Origin of the sequence: Stutzerimonas degradans (assembly GCF_024448505.1) — a bacterium.
In the GTDB taxonomy this organism is placed as follows: Bacteria; Pseudomonadota; Gammaproteobacteria; order Pseudomonadales; family Pseudomonadaceae; genus Stutzerimonas; species Stutzerimonas degradans.
Window position 1 is genome coordinate 172570 of sequence record NZ_JAMOHV010000001.1, and the last position, 23525, is coordinate 196094.

The window sequence follows — 23525 nt, forward strand, 5'->3', positions numbered from 1 at the left end:
TATGCGGGCGTAAAAGTGTCCATTTGCCTGCATCGCCGTGCTGTGGCGTTGCAGTGGGTCGCTTCAGAACGCCGCTTCGAGCTGGTAGCGACGCAGGATCGCCGGCACCGTGCCGTCGGCGATAAGCGCCTCGAGCTGCGCCTCGAAGGCTTCGAACTGCGCCGTGCTGACCCGTTGGCGGGACAGGCCGATGCCGTAGGACACCGGTTGCAGCTCGCCGACCTCGCGCAGCTGATCGAGCCGTTCGGTTTCGATCAGGTGCCAGGCCACGTCCTGATTGAGCACCGCCAGCCCCTGACTGCCGAAACGTCCGGCTTCGAGCATGCGCAACAGGCGGCGGTTGTCCGCGACCAGTCGGATCGAGACGCCGGGCACTTGCTGCAGGCGCTCGCGCAGGGCGAACGAGGTACCTGAGGGGCCATAGACGCCGATGGTCTTGCCGGCCATGTCCTGCGGCTGGTGGTAGACGAACGTGCTGGAGCGGGGGGCGTACACGCTGTAGCGCGAGGTGGTGAGCATGCGGGTGATATGGAAGGCGTGCTCGCGGCGCGGCGAGTGGATCACCGTGAAGATGCCGTCCACCTTGCCCTCTTCGGCCAGCGCCAGCGCGCGGCGCCACGGGTATACGCTGATCGGGCAATCGCGGTGCAGCCGCGCGCAGACGGCCTGGACGATGTCGACGAACGGACCGGCCGCCGCCACGCCGCCAGTATCGGCCGAGGCCGCGCGCTGCCCGACGGAGGCGGCAGGGTAGGTGAACGGCGGAAAGTCTTCGGTGACGAATTCCCAGGCGCCGGCCGGATTCGTCAGCACGATCAGCGCCAGCGCGCACAGCGATTTCGTGGGGGATGACGACAAGGTGCGCTCCTGCTTGCACAACGGACTGCGGGTGCCGGGGGGCAACGAGGCGGTGAAGGCATTCTGCCCGGCTCGTTGCAGCAGCCTAGCGCAGTTCGTTGGCGTCGGCATGCTCGGTGCCTGTTCGCAGCAGCCAGCGCAGCCAATGTGGCCTCCAGCTCAGCGTCTGGGCCACGCAGAACGCCGCCGCGCTCAGCAGCAGCAGCCAGAGCAGGGTGCCGAAACCGCCGCCTTCGGTCACCAGCAGCAGCACCAGACTGCTGCCCAGCAACGTAGCGCTGGTCGCCCGCGTGTAGCGCGCAGGTGAGGCGCCGGGGGCGACCGCCTGCCGGTGTACCGGCTGCGCCAGCGCCAGCCGGGCGAAAGCCAGGTAGGTGAGCAGGAAGGCCAGCAGCGCCGGCCAGAGATCAGCCAATCGCTCGCTCCCTGGGTATGGGCTGCGCGGACCGCTGCAGGCGCCGCGCGCCGAGCAGGCAGAGCCCCGCCAGCGCCAGCAACATCAGGTCCATGCCGGCGACCGCCGCCGGGCCGGTGCTCAGGCTGCGCAGCAGGTGGTCACCGGTGGTCAGCCCGTTCAGCAGCACCGCCAGCAGCGCCAGGCCCGCGGCCAGCTGCAGCTGCTCGCGCCAGGCCTGCGCCGGTCGCCACGCGGCATGCGCCAGGGCTAGCAGCCAGGCGCCGAAGAACGCCTGAACTTCCAGCGTTGCGCGGCGTGGCGGCGCGACGATATCCACCGGCAGCAGGCGATTGGCGACGAAGAAGGCCAGCGTCGCAATCACCAGCCCGACGCAGGCGGCGACCGTGAGCGCCTCGACCAGCCAAGCGCCGCGGCGTCCCTGGCGCGCGTGGCGGGCGCGTCGGGCACCGGTCCAGAACAGCAGGCCGCTGCCGATCAGCAGGCAGCCGCCGAGGCCACCGGCGAAGTACAGCCAGCGCAGCGTCCAGTGCTCGAACTGGACGAAATGCAGGCCGGTGAGAAAGCGCTGCACGCCTACTACCGGCGGCGTGCGGTGCTGCTGCAGCAATGCGCCGGTGACGCCGTCGAAGACCAGCCGATCGACGTTCATGCTCACCTCACGGGCGAACGAGCGGCGGATCTCGACGAACGCGGCGCGATCGCCCGGATGCCAGACGCGCAGCTGGTAGGCCGCGCCGGGCTGCCCGTCCTGCTCCCAGCGCTGCGCGGCCTGGCGCAGCATGGCATCCAGCGAACCCAGCGGCGCCGCCACGCCGCTGGCCGGGCGGGCGTAGCTACCGAGCGCCTCGGCCTGCAGCTGCGTGCGATCCTCGGGATAGAGGCTCTGCGCCACGCCGGGAAAGTAGATCAGACAGAAGATCGCCAGCCCGGACAGGCTGATGAGGAAGTGGAACGGCAGCACCAGCACGCCGGTGAGGTTGTGCAGATCGAGCAGGCTGCGCTGCAGGCGCTTGCGCGGCCGGAAGGTGAAGAATTCGGCGATCAGCTTGCGATGCGCCACCACACCGGAGACCAGCAGCATCAGCATGCCCATGCCCGCCGCGCCCACCAGCCAGTAGCCGAGGTCGCGCCAGCGCAGATGCAGGCTGAAGTGGAACGGGAAGAGGAAGCGCGTACCGGCCCAGCTGCCCTCGTCGGGCAGCAGTGCGCCGGTGCGCGGATCGATATGCCGACGTACCGGCCCCTGCACGGGGTCCTGGTAGTCCAGCTGCAGCGTCGGCGTGCGCGCCGTCGGCAGGCTGAGTGTCCATGCCGGTGCTGTCGCGATCAACGATTCGGCCTCGCCGTGCAGCAGACGATCCAGTGACAGCGCCACCGGTGGCGCGGGCAGGCGGGTCGCCGGCTGCATCCAGCGGTCGATTTCGCGGTCGAACAGCGACAGCGAGCCGGTCCAGAAAATCACCAGCAGCACGCCGCCGAGCAGCACGCCGGCCCAGCTGTGCAGCCAGGTCATGGAGCGACGCACGCCGCCGCCCGCTTCCATCTCAGCGACCACCCGCAGGCGCGGCGTTCAGCAGCGCCTGCAGCAGCAGACCGCCGCCGGTGCCGCCCAGCAGCAGCGCATACAGGCGCCACAGCCGTGGCTCGCAGAAGCTCCACAGCAACAGCGCCAGGTACAGCGGCAGGGCGAGCAGGCTGCCCAGGTACACCGCCTCGCTGCGCGGCATGCCGAGCAACGTGGCGAGCAGTGCGGCAGCGGCGGCTAGCGCAACGGTGCATAGATAGCCACCGCCGAGCGCCGCGCACAGGCGCAGCAGCAGGCGAGCGCGCGGATGGCCGCCCGTCCCGGCCTGGCGGGTGGTGTTCATCGAGGAGCCCCGCGCAATCAGAAGCTGACCTGATAGCCGAGCGTGAGCGTGCGCCCGCGACCGTTGAATACGCGGCCGTTACGGGTCACGTCCGAGCCGGTGTTGGCTGCCTGCGAGTAGTAGGTCAGGTAGTCGCGATCGAGCAGGTTTTCGATACCGAGGCTGACCTCGCCGACCGGCAGACGATAGCCGACGGACGCATCCACCAGCGTATAGCCGTCGAAATTCAGCCCGGCCTGGTCGAACCCACGGCTGGCGTAGTGGTTGGCCTGCAGCAGGCTGTGCAGCCGGTCGTTCCAGTTGGCCTGCCAGCTGAGGCCGTAGCGATCCGGCGAGATGTTGGCGCCATCCAGATCGGTATCGACATCGCCGTCGCCATCGGTATCGGACTGGCCGTTGACCTGCGCGTAGGTGAGGGTCATGCGGTGGGCGTCGTTGATCTGCCAGCCGCCGGTGAACTCGATGCCGTCGATCTCGGTGCGTTCGCGGCGAATCTGGTAGACGCCGCCGACGCTGTCCAGGCGCGAGCCAAGGTCGGCATCCGATTCGTAGTAACTGATTTCGGCATCGAACGGGCCGTGTTTCAGACGTAGGCCGATCTCGCGGTTCTCGGTGACGATCGGCTGCAGGTCGAGGAAATTGTCCACGCGCGTGCCCGGTGTGCCGATGCCACGCAGCACGCGGCCGACATCCGGCATGCCGAAGCCCTCGGAATAGTTGCCGAACAGCTGCGCCCAATCGTTCATCTGCCAGACCAGGCCGGCGTTGTAGAGCGTTTCCTCGAAGTTCGGCTGGCCGCCTTCGACATCCACGCCGCCCAGCGCCGGGTTGGTCGAGGCGATGGTTCGGAAGCTGTCGACCTCAAGCTCGGCGAACTCGTGGCGCACGCCGGTGAACAAGGTCAGTTGTTCCAAGAGGCGAACTTCCGCCTGCAGGAAGGGTGCGTAGTTGCGGAACACCGTCTCCGGCACCCACTCGCGATCGGTGAGGATCAGCTGCTGGCTGGTGGTGTCCTGCAGCACGTCGAGGCCGCCGGTGAGCTTGAGGTGATTGTCCAGCAGGCCGTCGCGGCTCAGGGTCAGCTTGCCACCGTACTTGTCCGACTCGTTCTGCGACTGGTCGAACAGCTTGCCGGCCGGGGCGATGCTGGTGTCCTGGAAGGTGCCGTTGTAACCACCGCCGAAACGGCCGCGAAAGCGCTGGGAGTACAGCTGCAGGCCGAGTTCGTTGCCGTAGAGGTCGGCGTGTTTGTAGGACAGGCTGGTCGCCAGCACCTCGTTCTGCGGCGCCTTGCCCAGCGGGTCGCCCTTGCGCGAGGTGGCCGGAATGCCGGCGTTGGCATTGCCCGGAACGTTGACGTACTCGTGTTCGCCCTCGACCTGGTAGCGGTTGACCATCAGGCCGATGTTCTGGTTGTCATCCAGCCAGTAGCCGAGCTTGAGTAGCAGGTCGTGGCTGGTCGAATCCATCACGTCGCCCTGGGTGTCGTCGACGCCGATCAGGTCGCCGTTGGCGTCGTAGAACATGCCCTGGCTCTGCCAGCTGGCGGAGGCCAGGTAGTCGAAGTTGCCCTGCGTGCCCTCCACGCGGTAGTCGAGCTTGTGCCCCAGACCCTCGGACTGGTAATCGGTGGGTGCGGTAAAACTGATGCCCGCGTGCTGGCGCAGCGTGCCGCTGACCGGTCGCCGCGTGACGTAGTTGATGATCCCGCCGGTGGCGCCGAGGCCGTGCTCGGCACTGGCGCCGTGAATCACTTCGATGCGTTCGACCATCGACAGATCGATGACATAACCGTCGCGCTGGCTGTCGCGCAGCGGCGTGGACTGCGGTACGCCATCGATGAGGATCAGCGCCGAGCGGCCGCGGAAGGTTTCGCCGGCGCTGCTCATCTTCTGCCGGCTGGGCGAGTAGGAGGGAATCAGATTGCTCAGCACGGCGCCGTGGTCGGAGGTGATCGCCAGCTGCTGCTCGATCTGCTCACGGCTGATCACGGTGATCTTCTGCGGCGTCTTGCCGGCTTCGCTGCGCGCCCGCGTCGCGCTGATGGTGATCGCTTCGAGCTCGGTTGCCTCTTCGGCAACAGCCGGCAACGAGCAGAGCGACAGGCTCGCAAGCGAGATGGACAGGCACAGACAGGATTGGCGATACACGAAGGGGACGCTCCCGATGTTGGTGTTGTGGGCGAGATCGGGGCGGGAATTTAAATCAAATGCAAATCAATGTCATTAACATACGTTTACATTTCGCATTTCTGTGTTGCGGCAAGACCGCGGCGGAGCCGCTTACGGTGCAGAACGGCGAAGCGGCGGAGGAAGAGGCATAAATCGCGGGCAACAAAAAACCCGCACTAGGCGGGTTTCTTGTGGGCTTTCGGGTGATGCTGGCACCACCTGAAAACGAAAGGTGGTGCCCAGGGACGGAATCGAACCGCCGACACGGGGATTTTCAATCCCCTGCTCTACCGACTGAGCTACCTGGGCAACGGGGCGCTATTAGACGGATTTGGCTTTTGCCTGTCAAGCGCGCCCAGGAAAAAATTTAACCTGGACGGGCGCTTAGCGTCGCGATGCATGGATTGGCGGTTGCGCCGGGTTATTCGCTCGGGGGCACGTAGCCTTCGGCCTTGGCGTAATCCTCGCCAGAGAAGAACTTGTCCATCTCGCCCTGGAGGAACTTGCGGTCTTCGGCGTTCATCATGTTCAGCCGGCGCTCGTTGATCAGCATGGTCTGGTGTTTCTGCCAGTCGTCCCAGGCTTTGCGGGAGATGTTGTTATAGATCTCTTCGCCCTTGGCGCCCGGATACGGCGGGCGCTCGAGGCCGGGGAGTTCTTGCTGGTACTTGCGGCACATCACGGTGCGGGTCATGGCATTTCTCCTGCGTTCAATTCGGCGCTGGCGCGCTTGAGCAGTTTCTTCACCGGCGCGGCAAGGCCGACGCGTGGCGGGGTGGCGAGGTTATACCAGAGCCAGTCGGCCTCGGCCACGGCGCCGGCGGCGGACTTGACCTCGATCAGCCAGGGTTCGATGGCGAGCTGGAAGTGGCTGAACGTGTGCGTCAGCCCGGGCAGCTCGCGACGCTCGCCGAGCTGCAGTGCGTGGCGTTCGGCCAGCGTGTCGAGGGCGGCCAGACCGCCCAGCTCCGGCAGGCTCCAGAGGCCGCCCCAGAGTCCGCTGGGCGGGCGCCGGTAGAGCAGGATGGCACCCTCGCGGCTGGCCAACAGTGGCATCAGGGTGCGCTTCTGCGGCAGCGCCTTGCGCGGTTTGGGCACCGGGAACGCGGTTTCACGTCCGAGCAGGTGGGCACGACAGCCGTCCTTCAGCGGACAAAGCAGGCAGCTCGGCTTGCTGCGGGTGCACAGCGTGGCACCGAGGTCCATCATCGCCTGGGTGTAGTGGTTGACCCGTTGCTGTGGGGTAAAGCGCTCGGCGACTTCCCACAGCTGACGCGCAACCTTCGGCTCGCCGGGATACCCATCCTGCGCGACATAGCGCGCCAACACGCGCTTGACGTTACCGTCGAGAATCGGCGCGCGCAGGCCCATGCTGATGCTGGCGATGGCTCCGGCGGTGGAACGGCCGATGCCGGGGAGCTCGGCGAGCTGGTCGACATCGGCCGGAAATACGCCGCCATGTTCGGCCACGATGCGCTTGGCGGTCTTGTGCAGATTGCGTGCGCGGCTGTAGTAGCCGAGGCCGGTCCACAGGTGCAGCACTTCGTCCTCGCCGGCGGCGGCCAGCGCTTCGACGGTGGGCAGCGCTTCCATGAAACGGTCGAAGTAGCCGAGCACGGTGCTGACCTGGGTCTGCTGCAGCATGATCTCCGACACCCACACCCGGTACGGCGTGATGCCCTGCTGCCAGGGCAGATCCTTGCGGCCGTGGCGGTCGAACCAGTCGAGGACCGCCGCGCCGAACTGCTCGGGACTCATCGTTTGAACAGGCCCTTGAGCGCGTCCTTGAGTTCCGGGCTGACCTTGTCGCCGAGCTTCTCCTCGATCTTCTCGTTGAGCTTCTCGCCGGCCAGCTTTCCGGCGACCTTGCCCAATGCGTCCTTGTCGAAGCGGCAGGCCTTGGCGCCCAGCTCCAGCGGGCCGCGGCAACGCAGCGGCCACTCGATGCCTACGTAGCGCTCGTTAACCTGGCAGGCGGGGTCCGGCATGGCGCCCTTGTCGCCCTCGACGAGGATGCCGACGCGGTAGTCCATGCCCAGCACGCGCAGGTCGACATCGCCGTTGCCGTTGACCGTCAGGCCGGGAATGCTGGCCTTGAGGTCGGGGTTGCTGGCGACGCCGTCGCGTACGCTCAGGTTGCCGCGCAGCTCGCGGAACGGTGTGTCCTTGCTGCGTGGCTCGCTGGTCAACGGCTTGCGGTTGAGGGTGGCGATGGCGCGGCACAGCTGCTGTTCGAGGTTGGCATCGACCAGCACGCCGTTGTCGACGAGGAAGCCGGCCTTGCCGTTGAGGTTGTCGATCCAGTCCTTCTGGCTGTTGCCCTGCGTGTGCAGGTCGCTGTCGAGGTTGAGCTGGCCCTTGAGCGTGACTTTCTCGCCCTGGCTTTCCAGCAGGCGTTCGACCGGTATGCTGCTGAGCTGCATCTGCATACTCAGTTGCGCAAGCGCCGGGCGAACATCGAGGCTCGCCGCGCTTTCCACCCGGCCGCCAAAGAGATTGCCGCGCAGCGTCTGCAAGTCGAGCAGGCCGCCCTTGCCGCGCGCCTTGAGCACGAAGTTCTCCAGCGGCAGCTTGCGCAGGGTGAGGCTGCCGACGCTGAGATCGAGGTTGCCGTCCAGGCTGCGCAGGCGCTCGATCGGCAGCAGCTTTTCACTGCTCCAGGCGTGCTGGGTCGGTTTGTCTGGCAACGGCGTGGTGCCGTTGCCAAGCGCCGCGGCCTCGCTGGCCTTCACTTCGCCCTGGCGCGCGGTGTCCTGTGCGGTTTCCTTGGCAACCGGCGGCAGGTAGCGGTCGAGGTCGAGGCGATCGCCCTTGAGTTCCACACGCAGGGCCTGACGCGCGAAGTCGCTGAGGCCGAGGGTGCCGGTGAAAGTACTGTCGTCCAGCTTCAGGGTGGCCTCTTCGAGGATCAGGCTGTTCTGGCTGCCGGTCAGGCGGCTCATTAGCTCGATCTTGCTCAGTGCGCCGCTATCGGCCGTGACCGGCAGCGGCTGGCCGATGCCTTCGAGGAACTGGCGCAGGTTGAATTGCGCCACCGTCAGCGCGCCGCCGAGCTTGGGCTGGCCGTCCAGGTCACGTACCTTCAGTTCGCCGAGTCCGCGCAGCTCGTTGGCGGTGAACTTGAGGCCGTTCCATTCGGCGACCTGCGCGGCGCGGTCGACCAGCAGCTGACCCTGGGCGCTGAAGTTCAGGGTCTTGCCCTGCAGCGGCTCACCCGAGGCCTCGCCGCTCAGGCGCAAGTCTTCGAGCTGGTAACGCTTGAGCTGGTTGTCGAAGCGCAGCGCGCCCTGCAGTTCGGTACGGGCGCGCATCACCGGCTTGTTGCTGCCGAAGAAGGCATTGAGCTTGAGCGGGATGGCACTGCCTTCGCGGATCGCGCCGGTACTCAGTTCGATGCTTTCGGCGCTGTACTGCTGGCCGCTGCGGGCATCCTGATAGGTGACCCGGGCGTCGCTGACGGTGAGGCTGTCGATGTCCAGCTTGAGCGGTTTGCCGCTTTTGCCCGCAGCGGGCTCGGCTGGCTCGGCCGGCGTCGCGACGGCCGGTGCCGGCTGGGGGGTGGCGGGCTGTGCTGGCGGCTGGCCGATGCCTTCCCAGTTGCCGCGGCCCTGCTGGTCGCGACTGAGGGTCAGGTTGAGGCCGTTGACGGTGATGTCGCTCATCTGCACTTCGCGCTGCAGCAGCGGCAGTACGCGCACCGAGAGGCCGAGCATGCGCAGGTCGGCAAGCGGCTGGTCGGGCGTCTGTGTGCTCGCCAACGTGGTCTCGTGCAACTCCAGGCCCAGCCAGGGGAACAGGCTCCAGCCGATGTCGCCGTTGATGGTGAGTTCCAGGCCGGCCTTGTCGCGCGCCAGCTGGCGGATTTCGTCCTTGTAGTCGTTGGGATCGAACAGGTGGGTCAGGGCGAACCCTGCCGCCACGACGATCAGCAACAGCCCGAGAATGACCAGACCCAGGATTTTGCCGAGCGATTTCATGGACCAATCCTTGTATTAGAGCGTTCTGAAAAGAGGCGAAGTATAGCCCTGTGCCAGCGCCACGTTCGGCGCACGGTCGGCTTTGGAGTGGCTGACCGGGAGCGGGTTCCGCGTCCGGTCAGAGCGGGTCCAGCGGCAGGTGCAGACGCGCCGCCAGTGCGCTGGCCTCCAGGTGGCCGGCGGGTGCTGCCAGGCGCAGCGGCTTGCCGGCTTGCGCTGCCAGGCGCTGGGTTTCTTCCAGCAGCCGGCGGCCGACGCCGCGCTGGCGGGTGAGCTTGCGCACGCACAGGTGCGACAGGCGCCAGACGCTGTCTCCACGCTGCAGCACGGCGGCGCCGAGCAGGCGATCGTTGAAGCGCCCGGCGATCAGGCTGCCGTCGGCCAGCGCCGACTCGATCAGCGCTTCGGCACTGGCATGGGGGGTGAGCAGCCAGGCCGGGGCGTCGGCATAGATCTTCGCCAGGTCGCTGCGATCCTGCGGGCTGGGTTGGGTAACGGTTTCGACGTAGACGGGCATGTTGACCTGACGACTGCTGGCGGAGTGACGCCAAGCATACCGCCGAAGGCAGCGGGCCGCACGGCGCGGCATATCCCCGCTGCGGCATTTGGGCCTATAATGCAGCCCTTTTCGCCCCACGATCAGCGGAGCTGTTGGATGTCCGAACGTACGGCTTGCGTAGAGCGCAACACCCTGGAAACCCAGGTCAAGGTCACCATCAATCTGGATGGCACCGGCAAGGCGCGCTTCGCCATCGGCGTGCCCTTCCTCGAGCACATGCTCGACCAGATCGCCCGTCACGGGCTGATCGACCTGGATATCGAGTGCAACGGCGACCTGCACATCGACGACCACCATACCGTGGAGGACGTCGGCATCACCCTCGGCCAAGCTTTCGCCAAGGCCATCGGCGACAAGAAAGGCATGACCCGCTACGGGCATTCCTACGTGCCGCTGGACGAGGCGCTGTCGCGCGTGGTGATCGACTTCTCCGGGCGTCCCGGTCTGACCATGAACGTGCCCTACACCCGCGCGGTGGTCGGCAAGTTCGACGTCGACCTGTTCCAGGAATTCTTCCAGGGCTTCGTCAATCACGCGCTGGTGACCCTGCACATCGACAACCTGCGCGGCACCAACACCCACCACCAGATCGAAACCGTGTTCAAGGCCTTCGGCCGCGCGCTGCGCATGGCCATCGAGCTCGATCCGCGCATGGCCGGGCAGATGCCGTCCACCAAAGGGTGCCTGTAATGCAGACCGTCGCCGTCATCGACTACGGCATGGGCAACCTGCACTCGGTGGCCAAGGCGCTGGAGCACGTCGGCGCTGGCCGCGTGCTGATCACCAGCGATGCGCAGGTCATCCGTGAAGCCGACCGCGTGGTGTTTCCCGGCGTCGGCGCGATTCGTGACTGCATGGCCGAGATTCGCCGTCTGGGCTTCGACGAACTGGTCCGCGAAGTCAGCCAGGACCGTCCGTTCCTCGGCATCTGCGTCGGCATGCAGGCGCTGATGGAGCGCAGCGAGGAGAACGACGGCGTCGATTGCATCGGTCTGTTCCCCGGTCAGGTGCGCTTCTTCGGCAAGGACCTGCACGAGGACGGCGAGCACCTGAAGGTGCCGCACATGGGTTGGAACGAGGTCAGGCAGGTGGTCGACCATCCGCTCTGGCACAACATCCCGGACAACGCCCGCTTCTACTTCGTGCACAGCTATTACATCGAGGCCGGCAATCCGCGCCAGGTGGTCGGTCGCGGCCATTACGGCAAGGACTTCGCCGCCGCGCTGGCCGATGGCCCGCGCTTCGCCGTGCAGTTCCACCCGGAGAAGAGCCACACCCACGGCCTGCAGCTGCTGCAGAACTTCGCCGCCTGGGATGGCCGCTGGTAATGAGCCGGGCCAAGGGCAGGCCGCCGGTCCTGACGCTGGATGCCGCTCAGGAGCAGGCGGCGCAACAGGTCATCAAGCGCTTTCTGCAAGAGCGGTTCGAACTCGAGCTGGGCTCGTTCGAGGCGCAGGAAGTGCTCGATCTGTTCGCCCGGGAAATCGCGCCGCTGTATTACAACAAGGCGATCTTCGACGTGCAGAGCCACCTGAAGGAACGGTTCGAGAGCATCGAAAGCGACTTGTGGGCGCTCGAGAAGAGCTGACCCTTAACCGACACTTGATTTGAACAGGTTCAAGCCATGCTGATTATCCCCGCTATCGATCTCAAGGACGGCGCCTGCGTACGTCTGCGCCAGGGCCTGATGGACGACGCCACGGTGTTCTCCGACGACCCGGTGGCCATGGCTGCCAAGTGGGTCCAGGCCGGCTGCCGCCGCCTGCATCTGGTCGACCTCAACGGCGCCTTCGAAGGCCAGCCGGTCAACGGCGAGGTGGTCACAGCCATCGCCAAGCGTTACCCGAACCTGCCGATCCAGATCGGCGGCGGTATCCGCACCCTGGAAACCATCGAGCACTACGTACGCGCCGGCGTCAGCTACGTGATCATCGGCACAAAGGCGGTCAAGCAGCCGGAGTTCGTCAGCGAGGCGTGTAAGGCCTTCCCGGGCAAGGTGATCGTCGGTCTGGATGCCAAGGACGGCTTCGTCGCCACTGATGGCTGGGCGGAAGTCTCCAGCGTGCAGGCCACCGATCTGGCCCGCCGCTTCGAGGCCGATGGCGTCTCGGCGATCGTCTACACCGACATCGCCAAGGACGGCATGATGCAGGGCTGCAACGTCGAGGCGACCGTGGCCCTGGCCAATGCCAGCCGCATCCCGGTGATTGCCTCCGGCGGCATTCACAACATCGGTGACATCCAGAAGCTGCTCGACACCCGCAACCCGGGCATCATCGGCGCCATTACCGGCCGCGCCATCTACGAAGGCACGCTGGATGTGGCCGAGGCGCAGGCGCTCTGCGACCTGAAGACCAAGGACGAATAAGCCGTAGGGTGGACAACGCTTCGCTTGTCCACCATGCGTCCGGTGACCCGGTGGACAACGCTGCACGGTTGTCCACCCTACGAGAGAGATCGACCATGGCCCTGGCTAAACGCATCATTCCCTGCCTCGACGTGGACAACGGCCGCGTGGTCAAGGGCGTCCAGTTCGAGAACATCCGCGACGCCGGCGATCCGGTGGAGATCGCCCGCCGCTACGATGAGCAGGGCGCCGACGAGATTACCTTCCTCGACATCACCGCCAGCGTCGACAACCGCGACACCACCCTGCATACCGTCGAGCGCATGGCCAGCCAGGTGTTCATCCCGCTGACCGTGGGTGGTGGCGTGCGTACCGTGCAGGACATCCGCAATCTGCTCAACGCCGGTGCCGACAAGGTTTCGATCAACACCGCCGCGGTGTTCAACCCGGACTTCGTCGGCGAGGCTGCGGACCGTTTCGGCTCGCAGTGCATCGTCGTTGCCATTGACGCCAAGAAGGTCTCCGCGCCGGGCGAGCCCGGTCGTTGGGAGATCTTCACCCACGGCGGACGCAAGCCCACCGGGCTGGACGCGGTGGAATGGGCGAAGAAGATGGAAGCCCTGGGCGCCGGCGAGATCCTGCTCACCAGCATGGACCAGGACGGCGTGAAGAGCGGCTACGACCTGGGCGTAACCCGCGCCATCAGCGAAGCGCTGTGCATCCCGGTGATCGCCTCCGGTGGCGTCGGCAACCTGCAGCACCTGGCCGACGGCATCCTCGAGGGCAAGGCCGATGCGGTGCTGGCCGCGAGCATCTTCCACTTCGGCGAATACACCATCCCGGAAGCCAAGGCCTACCTTGCCGCCCGCGGCATCGTGATGCGCTGATCGCGGCGTGCTACCGAGCGAAAGGCCTCGCTCTCGATACATGGACACGTCCGCGGTAATGCGGATAAGCACAAAAAAAGAGGATTCACGCATGTTCAGAGCTGTCATTTCCCTCGCGGCCGCGGCGCTGCTGTTCGGCGCCGTGCAAGCCCATGCCCAGACGCCGGCGAAGATCGACCTGCTGACGGAAAACTTCCCGCCCTACAACATGGCGGACGACGGCAAGAACTTCGCCCGTGACGAGCACATCACCGGCATCGCCGCCGACATCGTGCGCGAAATGTTCAAGCGTGCCGGCATCGAGTACACGCTGACGCTGCGTTTCCCTTGGGAACGGATCTACGGCATGGCGCTGGAGCAGGCCAACTATGGGGTATTCGTCACCGCGCGCTTGCCCGAGCGCGAGGCGCTGTTCAAGTGGGTCGGCCCGATCGGTCCGGACGATTGGGTGCTGCTGGCACGGGGCGACAGCCCGATCAGTGTGACCAGTCTGGAACAGGTCCGTCAGTACCGTGTGGGCGCCTACAAAGGCGATGCGATCGGCGAGCATCTGCAAGCGCAGGGGCTGCAGCCGGAGCTGGCGCTACGCGACCAGGAAAACGTCCGCAAGCTGATGGACGGCAAGATCGACCTCTGGGCCACCGGCGATCCGGCCGGACGCTTCCTGGCGCGGCAGGACGGCGTCACCGGGCTCAAGCGCGTGCTGCGCTTCGAAAGCGCCGAGCTTTATCTGGCGCTGAACAAGCAGACCGACGAGCAGATCGTGCAGCAACTGCAGCAGGCTCTGGATCAGATGCGCGCCGAGGGCGTGGTCGAGGCGATCAACGCGCGTTACCTGCAATAGCAACCGAGGGGCGCCGCGCAGGCGCCCCGGTGTTACAGCTTGGCCTTGCCGAGCAGCCCGCCCAGCGTCGCCTGCAGGTCGGCCGGCAGCACCACCATTTTGGCGTTGCCGCTGCCGGCAAGACTCTCCAGCGAGGCGATGTACTTCTCGCCGAGCAGATACATCATCGGTCCGCTGTCGCTGCCGATGGTTTCGGCAACCAGCCGGATCGCCGTGGCCGAGGCGGTAGCCAGTTCCACCTGCGCCGAGGCGTCGCGCTTGGCCGACTCCAGGCGGGCTTCGGCCTCGAGGATCGCCGCCTGTTTGGCACCTTCGGCGCGGGTGACGGTGGCCTTGCGCTCGCGCTCGGCAGCCGCCTGCATCTCCATCGCGCGCTGCATGGATTCGGACGGCGAGATGTCCTGAATCTCGATGCCCTTGACCGTCAGCCCCCAGTCGCCAGCCTGCTCGGCCATGCTGTCGCGCAGCTTGGCCTTGATGATGTCGCGCGAGGACAGCGCCTCGTCCAGCTCCATCTCGCCGATGATCTGGCGCAGGGTGGTCTTGGTCAGGTTGGAGATCGCCGACTTGTAATCGGTGACGCCGTAGACCGCCTTAACCGGATCGGTGACCTTCACGAAGCACAGCGCATTGGTAAGGATCACCGCGTTGTCCTTGGTGATCACCTCCTGCTGCTCGATGTCGAGAATCTGGTCCTTGGTCACCAGCTTGTAGGCGACGTTGTCCATGTACGGGATGAGGATGTTGAGGCCGGGGATCAGCGTGCGCTGATAACGGCCCAGGCGCTCGACGATCCATTCGTCGCCCTGCGGAACCAGGCGTACGCCCTTGGCGATGGTGGTGAGGACGAGTACCACAACGACGATCGCAGTGATCAGACCGGGTGTCATAAACAGCTTCCTTGTTGAGTGAGTTGTTCCGCTTGCACCGCGAGCCGCGTCAGGCCCGGGCGACTTTCACGCTGTTGCCGTCGAAGGCGACGATGCGCACCCGCTCGCCGGCGGGAATCGCTTCATCGGCCATGCAGTTCCACTGCTCGCTGCCGAGGATCGGCTTCTGGAAGCGCACCTTGCCATGCTGGAAGGGGGCGACTGCGCTGACCAGCAGACCTACCTCACCGATGACCTCGCCCTGCGCGGTGCCGGACTGCGTCTTCAGCCGGGCGCCGGCGAACAGCTTGAACCAGAGCGCAACCATCACCAGTGACGCGCCGCTCCACAGCGCGATCTGCGCGGTCAGCGAAAGATCGGGCAGCAGCCACATCGCCAGCGCGACTAGCAGCGCGCCGACGCCGAACCAGAGAATGAAGAACGAGGGCACCACCAATTCCATGAGAATCAGCACGGCGCCCGCGACGATCCAGTACCACCATTGAATATCCATGCGTTTCCCTGCGGCAGAGTCGTGCTCCGGTCGCTCCGACCGGATGCCGGCCTAGGTTATACGCAGGCTGGGCTGGCAGCACGTCGACTTCACCGCTTTTGCGCAGGGCTCAGCGATAAATCCCACCTCTGCCGTGGGCCGCCACCGCCCGGTTGCCGCGGATGGCGATCATCTGGCCGATATCGATCCACTCGATACCGAGCGCGGCCAGACGAGGTAGCTCGCGCTCCAGCAGTGCCAGCGTGCTGTCGTACGGATGGCCGATGAGCACCACCGAGCCCTGTCGACGCGCCAGAGCGATCGCCGTCTGGAAGCGTTCGGCAACCGCCTCCGGGCTGGCATCGTCATCGAGGAAGACGTCGCGCGACAGGCTTGCCAGCTGCTCGCGCTGGGCGCTGGCGGCGGCGACGGTGCGTGGGCTGGTGCGGCTGTCGAGAAAGAACAGATGGCGCCGCTGCAGTTCGCGCATCAGCTCGGTCATCGCCTGCGGCTGCGTGGTCATGACGCTGCCCATGTGATTGTTCACGCCGCTGGCGTATGGCACCGCCAGCAGTGCCGCCTGCAGTCGGCTCTGGAGCTCGGCGCGCGGCAGGTTTGGCTGCCAGGCGAAGCGACCGTTGGCGGGCGCCATCGGCAAGTGCAGCAGCACGGTCTTGCCGGCGCGGTGGGCCTGTTCGGCGAGGCTGGTGGCGTGACGGGTATCCGGCAGGATCGCCAGCGCCACCGGCCCCGGCAGCGCCAGAACGCGGCGATCGCGCGCGGGATGCTGGCCGAGATCGTCGATGATCAGGCTCAGCCGCGCCGGCCTGGCGGCGGTTGCGGGCGTGGCGTCTGCTAGACCGCCGGCCAGCGCCGCGCTGCTCAGCAGGCCGAGCAGCAGGCCCAGGCGCAGTGCGGTGCGACGGCAGGCGCCGGTCATTGACCGCGGGTGAGGTTCAGTCCCTTGAGCAGGTTGAGCGCCTGGCCCAGCTGATAATCATCGTCCTGCGGGCGTGGCGAATCGCTGACCACCTGCGTGCTGCTCGGACGATCCGGGCCGCCGTTGCCGTTACCCAGGTGGCCGGCCAGATCCGCCTCGCGCAGATTGTCGCCGGCCTGCTCGCGGGTCAGCTTGGCACGCGCGACCTCGATGTCCGGCACGATGCCCTGGGCCTGGATGGAACGGCCGTTGGGGGTAAAGTACAGCGCGGTGGTCAGCTTCAGGGCGCGGTCGTTGTTCAGCGGCAGCACGGTCTGCACCGAGCCCTTGCCGAAGCTGTCGGTGCCCATCACCACGCCGCGCTTGTGATCCTGCAGCGCGCCGGCGACGATCTCCGAGGCCGAGGCGCTGCCGCCATTGATCAGCACCACCAGCGGCACATGCTCGCTGGCATCGGCCGGATCGGCATTGAAGCGCAGTTCGGAATTGGCGATGCGGCCCTTGGTGTAGACGATCAGGCCCTTGGTGAGGAAGTGGTCGGACACCTCGACAGCCGCCTGCAGCACCCCGCCGGGGTTGTTGCGCAGGTCGAGCACCAGACCGCTGAGCTTCTTACCGTCGTTGGCCTTCTTCAGGCGCGCCAGCGCCTTGCCGACTTCCTCGCCGGTGTTGATCTGGAACTGGGTGATGCGCAGGTAGCCATAGCCGGGTTCGAGCAGCTGGCTCTTGACGCTCTGCACCTTGATCACCGCGCGCGTCAGCTTGACGTCAAACGGCCGCCCGGCCTCGCGCACCAGGGTCAGGGTGATGCTGCTGCCGGGCTTGCCGCGCATCAGCGCGACGGCGTCCATCATCGACAGGCCCTTGGTCGGCTTGCCATCGATCTTGACGATCAGGTCGCCGGCCTCGATGCCGGCGCGCGAGGCCGGGGTATCGTCGATCGGCGAGACGACCTTGATCAGGCCATCCTCCTGGCCCACCTCGATACCCAGACCACCGAACTCGCCGCTGGTGCTTTCCTGCAGTTCGGCGAAGGCCTCGGGCTCGAGATAGGCCGAATGCGGATCGAGGTTGCTGAGCATGCCCTTGATGGCGTTTTCCAGCAGCGTCTTGTCGTCGACCGGTTCGACATAGGCGGCCTTGATGCGGTCCAGCACCTCGGCGAAAGTGCGCAGCTCTTCCAGTGGCAGCGGCGCCTTGTTCTTCGATGCCTCCAGCGCCACTGGAGCTGCCGGCTCAGCCGCCGGCTGCTGCGCCCAGGCGCTGCCGTGCAGCCCCAGCACTACGGCCAGGGCGAGCGTGGAGGGTTGGGCGAAACGGCGCAGGTGCAGCATGTCGAACTCCAATTGTGAGGGCGGCGCTAACCTTGCGCGCGGCACCATTGAGCGGGGTCGCTGGGGCGGCCTTGCTGGCGGATGGCGAAATACAGCGCGGCCGCTTCCTGGCCGCCACTGGTTCCCACGGTGGCGATCGGCTCGCCGGCCTTGACGATATCACCAGCGTCCTTGAGCAGGCTCTGGTTATGTCCGTACAGCGTCAGGTAGCCGTTGCCGTGGTCGAGAATCACCAGCAGGCCGGCACCGCGCAGCCAGTCGGCAAAGACCACGCGGCCGCCATGCACGGCGCGCACCTGGCTGCCGACGGCGGCGCCAATCAGTACGCCATCCCATTTGGTTCGAGCGTCGCCGCCGCGCGGAGTGCCGTAACGGGCGACCAAACGGCCGTCGACCGGCCACGGCAGCTTGCCCTTGGCCTTGGCGAACGGGCCGCCGAAGCTGGCACCGCTGCTGGAAACCAGCGGGCCGGGGGTGACCTTCACGCCGGCCTGACGCTGTTGCTGCTGGCGCTCGCGTTCGGCAAGCAGCGCACGCTGGCGGGCCTGCTCGGCCTCGCGCGCCTGTCGTGCCAGGGTTTCCTCGATGGTCTTGAGCACGCGTTCCAGCTGCGCCTGTTCCTGTCGGCGGGCCTGCAACTTCTGTTCGCGGGTGGAAAAATCGCTGCTGAGTTTGGCGAGCGCCTGCTGGCGCTCCTTGCGCACTTCGGCCAGTTGGTCGCGCCGTTCGCGCAGGCCGTCCTGCTGTTGCGCCAGCTTGGAGCGCTGCTCCTCGATACCGGCTTCGACGTTGGCCAGCTGGCGCAGCGTCTCGTTGAAGTTCGCCACCTGCTCGAAACGGGCCTTGTTCAGGTAGTCGTAATAGGTGAGGGTGCGGCTGAATTTTTCCGGGTTCTGTTGGTTCAGCAGCAGCTTGAGGTATTCCTGACGACCGTTCTGGTAGGCGGCGCGGGCCTGGGTGCCGATCAGGCGCTGCTGCTCGAGGCGCGCGCCTTCGAGCGTGGTTTTCTCTTCGTTGAGCCGGTCCAGCTCCGCCTCGCTGCGGTCGATTTCCTGCTGCAGGGTATCGACCTGCTTTTCCAGCTCGCCCATCTCGCTCTCGGTGGTCTTGAGCTGCCTCTGCACGCCGGATTTTTCCTGCTCGATCTGCTTGAGCAGCTTCTGCAGTTCGGCGATGTCCTGGCGCGCGGCTTCGATCTGCTGGCGCGCGGCGGCGCGTTCGTCGGCGTTAGCCGTGCCGAGCAGGCAGAGGAGGGCGAGAACGAGAAGGGAGCGAGGCATGGGAGGGCGTCAACCGAGCGTTATGACCGGCGTAGTATGCCGAAAAAAGCGGTTGCAAGCTGCAAGCTGCAACCGCAGGCAAAGGTGGACGAGCGGAGCGGCGGGCGGACCGTGCGCGCGCCGCTGGCCGCCTTCAGTCGTTCAGTTCGACGATAGAGCGTCCGGTCATCTCCGCCGGCACCGGCATGTCCAGCATAGTCAGCATGGTCGGCGCCACATCGGCCAGCACACCGCCTTCGCGAATGCGAACGTGGCGCTTGCCTATATAGATGAACGGCACCGGCTCGCAGGTATGCGCGGTGTGCGCCTGGCCGGTCATGGCGTCTTCCATCTGCTCGACGTTGCCGTGGTCGGCGGTCAGCAGCGCTTCGCCGCCGACCTTGTCCAGCGCGGCGACGATGCGTCCGACGCAGTGGTCGAGGCATTCGACTGCCTTGACCGCGGCGCCGAACACGCCGGTATGACCGACCATGTCGCCGTTGGCGTAGTTGACGATGATGACGTCGTAACGCTGGTTCTCGATGGCGTCGACGATGCGGTCGGTGACTTCCGGTGCGCTCATCTGCGGTTGCAGGTCATAGGTGGCGACCTGCGGCGACGGGATCAGGATGCGCTCCTCGCCCTCGAACGGCTCCTCGCGGCCGCCGGAGAAGAAGAAGGTCACGTGTGCGTACTTCTCGGTCTCGGCGATGCGCAGCTGGGTCTTGCCGTTCTTGGCCAGGTATTCGCCGAGCACATTGGTCAGCGCTTCCGGAGCGAAGGCAGCCGGCGCCGGAATGCTCGCGGCGTACTGGGTCAGCATGACGAAGCCGGCCAGCTGCGGCACGCGGGCGCGCTGGAACTCCTTGAAATCGGGCTCGACGAAGGTACGGGTCAGCTCGCGTGCGCGGTCGGCGCGGAAGTTCATGAACACCACGGCATCGCCGTCCTCCACGCGTACCGCTTCGCCGATGGCGGTGGCCTTGACGAACTCGTCGCTTTCGCCGCGCGCGTAGGCGGCGTTCAGGCCGTCCACGGCAGAGGTGGCGCGGTATTCGGCCACGCCATCGACGATCAGCCGATAGGCCTGCTCGACGCGGTCCCAGCGATTGTCACGATCCATCGCGAAGTAGCGCCCGACCAGGCTGGCGATGCGGCCCTTGCCGAGGCGGGCGAAGGTTGCGTCGAGCAGTTCGATCGAACTCTGGGCGCTTTTCGGCGGCGTGTCGCGACCGTCGAGGAAGGCGTGCAGGTAGATTTTCTCGGCGCCGCGCTGGGCCGCCAGTTCGGCCATCGCGACCAGATGATCCTGATGGCTGTGCACGCCGCCGTCGGAAAGCAGGCCGAGGATGTGCACCGCTTTACCGGCGGCGACCGCCTTGTCTACCGCGCTGCAGATGGTCGGATTGGCGAAAAATTCGCCGTCGCGGATCGCCTTAGTGACGCGGGTGAAATCCTGATACACCACGCGGCCAGCACCGAGGTTCATGTGGCCGACCTCGGAATTGCCCATCTGTCCGTCCGGCAGGCCGACGTCCATGCCGCTGCCGGAGATCAGGCCGTGCGGCTGGGTGGCGCGCAGACGATCGTAGACCGGGGTGTTGGCCGCATGAATGGCGTTGAACTCGGGACTGTCGCTGTGTCCGAAGCCGTCGAGAATGATCAGAACCAGGGGTTTGGGCACGGCGGTAGGCACGGCAGACATGCGTTCGGGCTCCTTGCGAAGGGCGGGGTAAAAAAGGCCGCCAGTCTACTGGCTGGCCGGGCCGAGGTCACGATTGGGCAGGGTTCAGCCGGGCTGGGGGCCTGTGTATACTGGCCCGCATTTTATCGCCTGGGTACCTGTTGATGCTCGCTAACCTGATTGAATTTGCCTCTAACCACTATGTACTCGTCTCGATCTTCGTGGCGCTGCTGGTCCTGCTGGCCATTACCGAGGCCCGCAAGGGTGGCAAGAGCCTGAGTACCCGCGAGCTGACCGCGCTGGTCAACAGTGGCGAAGGCGTGGTGTTGGACGTGCGGCCGAAGAAGGAGTTCGACACCGGCCACATCGTCGATGCATTGAACATTCCGCACGACAAGCTGGTCAGCCGCACCAGCGAGCTGGAAAAGCACAAGGCCAAGACGCTCATTGTGGTCGATGCTATGGGCCAGCACGCCGGAACGGCCTGCCGTGAGCTACAGAAGGCGGGCTTCACTGCCGTCAAGCTGGCGGGAGGGATTTCCAGCTGGCGCGGCGACAACCTCCCCGTGGTCAAGTGAACATGCCCAACGTCGTCATCTATACCGCCGCCTGGTGCCCGTACTGCCTGCGCGCCAAGGCGTTGCTGGACAGCAAGAACGTGGCCTACGAAGAAATTCCCGTCGACGGCAACCCGACGCTGCGCGCCGAGATGGCCAGCAAGGCCGGGCGTACATCGGTGCCGCAGATCTGGATCGGCGAGCGGCACATCGGTGGCTGTGACGACCTCGTTGCGCTGGAGCGCGCCGGCCGGCTCGATCCGTTGCTGCAGGCGTGACCGCCCCCAGGCACCTCTAATACGACACGCACAACAGAAGGCTCAGATATGACCGAACAAGCAAACAACGGCGCTGCGGCGCAGAACGAGCAGGGACCGCAATTCTCCCTGCAGCGCATCTATGTTCGCGACCTTTCGTTCGAGGCGCCGAAGAGCCCGGAAATCTTCCGCCAGGAGTGGAATCCCGGCGTCTCGCTGGACCTGAACACCCGGCAGAAGGCGCTGGAAGGCGATTTCCATGAAGTGGTGCTGACGCTCTCGGTCACCGTCAAGACCGGCGAAGAAGTCGCCTTCATCGCCGAAGTGCAGCAGGCCGGCATCTTCCTGATCAAGGGCCTGGACGCCGCGTCCATGAGCCACACGCTCGGTGCCTTCTGCCCGAACATCCTGTTCCCCTACGCCCGTGAAACCCTGGACAGCCTGGTCACCCGCGGCTCGTTCCCGGCGCTGATGCTGGCTCCGGTGAACTTCGATGCGCTCTACGCCCAGGAAATGGCGCGCATGCAGCAAGAGGCCGGACAGGCCCAGCACTGATCCGTTGCCGCATGGGCGGAGTGGCTCGCCAGCAGGCCAGCCACTCTCGTCCGCTGCCGGCCCGTCAGCGGACTTGCACCACCAGCTTGCCCATCGCCTTGCGCTGCCCGAGCTGGGCAATCGCCTCGGCGGTCTGCTCCAGGGCAAAGCGTTGCGAGATCAGGGGCCGCAGTCGGCCTTCGGCATGCCAGGCAAACAGTTGTTCGAAGTTGGCGGCGTTGTCCTGCGGTTGACGCTGGGCGAACGCGCCCCAGAACACACCGACCAGCGCCGCACCCTTGAGCAGCGGCAGGTTGGCCGGCAGCGCCGGAATATCGCCACCAGCGGCGAACCCCACCACCAGCATGCGGCCGTTCCAGGCAATGCTGCGAAACGCCTCCTCGAACAGCTTGCCGCCGACCGGATCGTAGATTACGTCCACGCCCTGACCACCGGTCAGCTCCTTCAGTCGGTCGCGCAGGCTCTCGGCGCTGTAGTTGATCAGTTCGTCGGCGCCGGCCTGCTTCGCCACGTCCAGTTTCTCGGCGCTGGAAGCGGCGGCAATCACTCGGGCACCCATTGCCTTGCCGATCTCTACCGCCGCCAGGCCAACACCGCCGGCCGCACCGAGCACCAGCAGGGTTTCGCCTGGTTGCAGGTTGGCGCGCTGCTTGAGTGCATGCATCGAGGTGCCGTAGGTCATGCCGAAGGCGGCCGCGGTGGCGAAATCCATCTGCGCCGGAATCGGCAGTACGTTGTACGCCGGTACCGCCACCTGCTCGGCGAAGCTGCCCCAGCCGGTCAGTCCCATGACCCGGTCGCCGACCTTTAGATGGCTGACCTTGGCGCCAATCGCGGCAACCACGCCGGCCGCCTCGCCGCCGGGTGAGAACGGCAGCGGGGGCTTGAACTGGTATTTGCCTTCGATGATCAGGGTGTCGGGGAAATTGACGCTGGCAGCGTGGACGTCGAGGAGGATCTCGTTGGGTTTGGGCGTCGGGCTGGCGACTTCCTCGACGACCAGGTTCTCGGCCGGGCCGAAGCTTTTGCACAGGACAGCTTTCATCGGATTTCCTTCGTGATGAGCGGATGGCGCGCGCAGCGCCGCGTAGTCGCGGTTACCGCGCCATGCAGTCTAGAAGGCTAGTACCGGGGTACAACGAGCATCGCCCCCTGTAATGCCGGCGTATAAGCGGGGGCTTGGGTCGAGGCCGGGGTCTGGTTATGCTGGCGACCGATTCCTGCGGAGCAGCACCGTGAAGCGCATTCTGTTTCTTTTCATCGCCCTGACGCTGGCCGCGCCGGCCATGGCCAATTCCCCCGCTGCCGAAGAGGCAGGTCCGCAAACGCTCTATTACGCGCTGGTACCGGCGATGGTCGGTAACTATGGTTCCGGCGAGCGGCTCAAGTACTACAAGGCCGACGTCGCGTTGCGCATCGCCAGCAAGGAGGCCGAGGACAAGGTCAAGCATCATGAACCGCTGATCCGCAATCAGCTGGTCATGCTCTTTTCGCAGCAGACCGATGAGAGCCTCGGCAGCGTCGAGGCCAAGGAAAAACTGCGCCAAGAAGCATTGAAGCAGGTGCGCGAGGTTCTCACTCAGGAGGAGGGGCAGCCGCTGGTGGAGGACCTGTTGTTCAACAACCTGATCATCCAGTGAACCGCGTG

The 23525-nt window shown here is 66.0% G+C and carries 26 protein-coding genes and 1 tRNA gene; 10 read left to right on the forward strand and 17 right to left on the reverse strand.

The window, feature by feature from the left end:
• Window positions 1-63 precede the first annotated feature (63 nt).
• From NAV27_RS00850 to NAV27_RS00895, 10 genes are all read right to left on the reverse strand, one after another.
• A complete protein-coding gene (locus tag NAV27_RS00850; RefSeq protein ID WP_054093915.1) occupies window positions 64-858 on the reverse strand; it encodes a substrate-binding periplasmic protein in 795 nt (264 codons plus the stop codon).
• An 85-nt stretch (window positions 859-943) separates the two neighbouring features.
• Complete coding sequence (locus NAV27_RS00855) at window positions 944-1273, reverse strand: DUF3325 family protein (protein ID WP_102828068.1); 330 nt, start codon at window positions 1271-1273, stop codon at window positions 944-946.
• Window positions 1266-2789, reverse strand: a complete 1524-nt coding sequence (locus tag NAV27_RS00860; RefSeq protein WP_102828268.1) for a PepSY-associated TM helix domain-containing protein — start codon at window positions 2787-2789, stop codon at window positions 1266-1268. The genes NAV27_RS00855 and NAV27_RS00860 overlap by 8 nt, the downstream gene beginning before the upstream one ends.
• A gap of 31 nt (window positions 2790-2820) precedes the next feature.
• Complete coding sequence (locus NAV27_RS00865) at window positions 2821-3144, reverse strand: hypothetical protein (protein WP_043295187.1); 324 nt, start codon at window positions 3142-3144, stop codon at window positions 2821-2823.
• A 17-nt stretch (window positions 3145-3161) separates the two neighbouring features.
• Window positions 3162-5294, reverse strand: a complete 2133-nt coding sequence (locus tag NAV27_RS00870; protein WP_102828067.1) for a TonB-dependent receptor — start codon at window positions 5292-5294, stop codon at window positions 3162-3164.
• Between the two features lie 254 nt (window positions 5295-5548).
• Window positions 5549-5624 (reverse strand) — tRNA-Phe (locus tag NAV27_RS00875).
• Window positions 5625-5736: 112 nt separating this feature from the next.
• On the reverse strand, window positions 5737-6009 hold the full coding sequence (locus tag NAV27_RS00880) for an oxidative damage protection protein (RefSeq protein ID WP_043295191.1): 273 nt from the start codon (window positions 6007-6009) through the stop codon (window positions 5737-5739).
• On the reverse strand, window positions 6006-7073 hold the full coding sequence (mutY, locus tag NAV27_RS00885) for an A/G-specific adenine glycosylase (protein WP_102828066.1): 1068 nt from the start codon (window positions 7071-7073) through the stop codon (window positions 6006-6008). Before mutY ends, NAV27_RS00880 begins: the two co-directional genes overlap by 4 nt.
• Window positions 7070-9292 (reverse strand): AsmA family protein, encoded by a 2223-nt coding sequence (locus NAV27_RS00890; protein WP_102828065.1) that lies wholly within the window; start codon window positions 9290-9292, stop codon window positions 7070-7072. The genes mutY and NAV27_RS00890 overlap by 4 nt, the downstream gene beginning before the upstream one ends.
• A gap of 118 nt (window positions 9293-9410) precedes the next feature.
• Complete coding sequence (locus NAV27_RS00895; protein ID WP_043295195.1) at window positions 9411-9809, reverse strand: acetyl-CoA sensor PanZ family protein; 399 nt, start codon at window positions 9807-9809, stop codon at window positions 9411-9413.
• 138 nt (window positions 9810-9947) lie between these two features.
• Between NAV27_RS00895 and hisB the strand changes: the two genes are divergently transcribed.
• The 6 genes from hisB (at window position 9948) to NAV27_RS00925 (ending at window position 13929) form a co-directional block, all read left to right on the forward strand.
• Window positions 9948-10541 carry an imidazoleglycerol-phosphate dehydratase HisB gene (hisB, locus tag NAV27_RS00900; RefSeq protein ID WP_043295197.1) on the forward strand — a complete coding sequence of 198 codons (594 nt, stop codon included), beginning with the start codon at window positions 9948-9950 and terminating at the stop codon, window positions 10539-10541.
• Entirely contained in the window at window positions 10541-11179 is a 639-nt protein-coding gene (gene hisH, locus NAV27_RS00905; protein ID WP_054093919.1) for an imidazole glycerol phosphate synthase subunit HisH, read from the forward strand. Before hisB ends, hisH begins: the two co-directional genes overlap by 1 nt.
• Window positions 11179-11439: a DUF2164 domain-containing protein gene (locus NAV27_RS00910; protein ID WP_054093920.1), complete on the forward strand. Its 261-nt coding sequence runs from the start codon at window positions 11179-11181 to the stop codon at window positions 11437-11439. The genes hisH and NAV27_RS00910 overlap by 1 nt, the downstream gene beginning before the upstream one ends.
• A 36-nt stretch (window positions 11440-11475) precedes the next feature.
• Window positions 11476-12219 (forward strand): 1-(5-phosphoribosyl)-5-[(5-phosphoribosylamino)methylideneamino]imidazole-4-carboxamide isomerase, encoded by a 744-nt coding sequence (gene hisA, locus NAV27_RS00915; RefSeq protein ID WP_102828064.1) that lies wholly within the window; start codon window positions 11476-11478, stop codon window positions 12217-12219.
• A 95-nt stretch (window positions 12220-12314) separates the two neighbouring features.
• The gene (gene hisF / locus NAV27_RS00920) at window positions 12315-13085 is read left to right on the forward strand and encodes an imidazole glycerol phosphate synthase subunit HisF (protein WP_008569309.1); all 771 of its coding nucleotides are present in this window, start codon (window positions 12315-12317) and stop codon (window positions 13083-13085) included.
• 91 nt (window positions 13086-13176) lie between these two features.
• Window positions 13177-13929 carry a substrate-binding periplasmic protein gene (locus tag NAV27_RS00925; RefSeq protein ID WP_077682287.1) on the forward strand — a complete coding sequence of 251 codons (753 nt, stop codon included), beginning with the start codon at window positions 13177-13179 and terminating at the stop codon, window positions 13927-13929.
• A 32-nt stretch (window positions 13930-13961) separates the two neighbouring features.
• On the opposite strand, the gene NAV27_RS00930 is transcribed toward NAV27_RS00925, so the two are convergent.
• The 6 genes from NAV27_RS00930 to gpmI form a co-directional block, all read right to left on the reverse strand.
• A complete protein-coding gene (locus NAV27_RS00930; RefSeq protein ID WP_369805884.1) occupies window positions 13962-14804 on the reverse strand; it encodes an SPFH domain-containing protein in 843 nt (280 codons plus the stop codon).
• A 64-nt stretch (window positions 14805-14868) separates the two neighbouring features.
• Entirely contained in the window at window positions 14869-15312 is a 444-nt protein-coding gene (locus NAV27_RS00935) for an NfeD family protein (protein ID WP_043295210.1), read from the reverse strand.
• A gap of 109 nt (window positions 15313-15421) precedes the next feature.
• Window positions 15422-16231 (reverse strand): divergent polysaccharide deacetylase family protein, encoded by an 810-nt coding sequence (locus tag NAV27_RS00940; protein ID WP_102828062.1) that lies wholly within the window; start codon window positions 16229-16231, stop codon window positions 15422-15424.
• On the reverse strand, window positions 16228-17565 hold the full coding sequence (locus NAV27_RS00945; RefSeq protein WP_102828061.1) for a S41 family peptidase: 1338 nt from the start codon (window positions 17563-17565) through the stop codon (window positions 16228-16230). The genes NAV27_RS00940 and NAV27_RS00945 overlap by 4 nt, the downstream gene beginning before the upstream one ends.
• A 26-nt stretch (window positions 17566-17591) precedes the next feature.
• Window positions 17592-18845: a murein hydrolase activator EnvC family protein gene (locus NAV27_RS00950; protein WP_102828060.1), complete on the reverse strand. Its 1254-nt coding sequence runs from the start codon at window positions 18843-18845 to the stop codon at window positions 17592-17594.
• A 133-nt stretch (window positions 18846-18978) separates the two neighbouring features.
• Window positions 18979-20529: a 2,3-bisphosphoglycerate-independent phosphoglycerate mutase gene (gene gpmI / locus NAV27_RS00955; RefSeq protein ID WP_102828059.1), complete on the reverse strand. Its 1551-nt coding sequence runs from the start codon at window positions 20527-20529 to the stop codon at window positions 18979-18981.
• A 143-nt stretch (window positions 20530-20672) separates the two neighbouring features.
• On the opposite strand from gpmI, the gene NAV27_RS00960 reads away from it, so the two are divergent.
• From NAV27_RS00960 to secB, 3 genes are read left to right on the forward strand one after another with little or no spacing between them, the layout of a single operon-like run.
• A complete protein-coding gene (locus NAV27_RS00960; RefSeq protein WP_102828058.1) occupies window positions 20673-21086 on the forward strand; it encodes a rhodanese-like domain-containing protein in 414 nt (137 codons plus the stop codon).
• 2 nt (window positions 21087-21088) lie between these two features.
• A complete protein-coding gene (gene grxC / locus NAV27_RS00965; protein ID WP_102828057.1) occupies window positions 21089-21343 on the forward strand; it encodes a glutaredoxin 3 in 255 nt (84 codons plus the stop codon).
• A 48-nt stretch (window positions 21344-21391) separates the two neighbouring features.
• Window positions 21392-21877, forward strand: a complete 486-nt coding sequence (gene secB, locus NAV27_RS00970) for a protein-export chaperone SecB (protein ID WP_102828056.1) — start codon at window positions 21392-21394, stop codon at window positions 21875-21877.
• 64 nt (window positions 21878-21941) lie between these two features.
• Here the strand turns inward: secB and NAV27_RS00975 are convergent, their stop codons facing one another.
• Window positions 21942-22922 carry an NADPH:quinone oxidoreductase family protein gene (locus NAV27_RS00975; RefSeq protein ID WP_102828055.1) on the reverse strand — a complete coding sequence of 327 codons (981 nt, stop codon included), beginning with the start codon at window positions 22920-22922 and terminating at the stop codon, window positions 21942-21944.
• A 190-nt stretch (window positions 22923-23112) separates the two neighbouring features.
• On the opposite strand from NAV27_RS00975, the gene NAV27_RS00980 reads away from it, so the two are divergent.
• Window positions 23113-23517, forward strand: a complete 405-nt coding sequence (locus tag NAV27_RS00980) for a flagellar basal body-associated protein FliL (RefSeq protein ID WP_008569321.1) — start codon at window positions 23113-23115, stop codon at window positions 23515-23517.
• The last annotated feature ends 8 nt before the right edge of the window (window positions 23518-23525 follow it).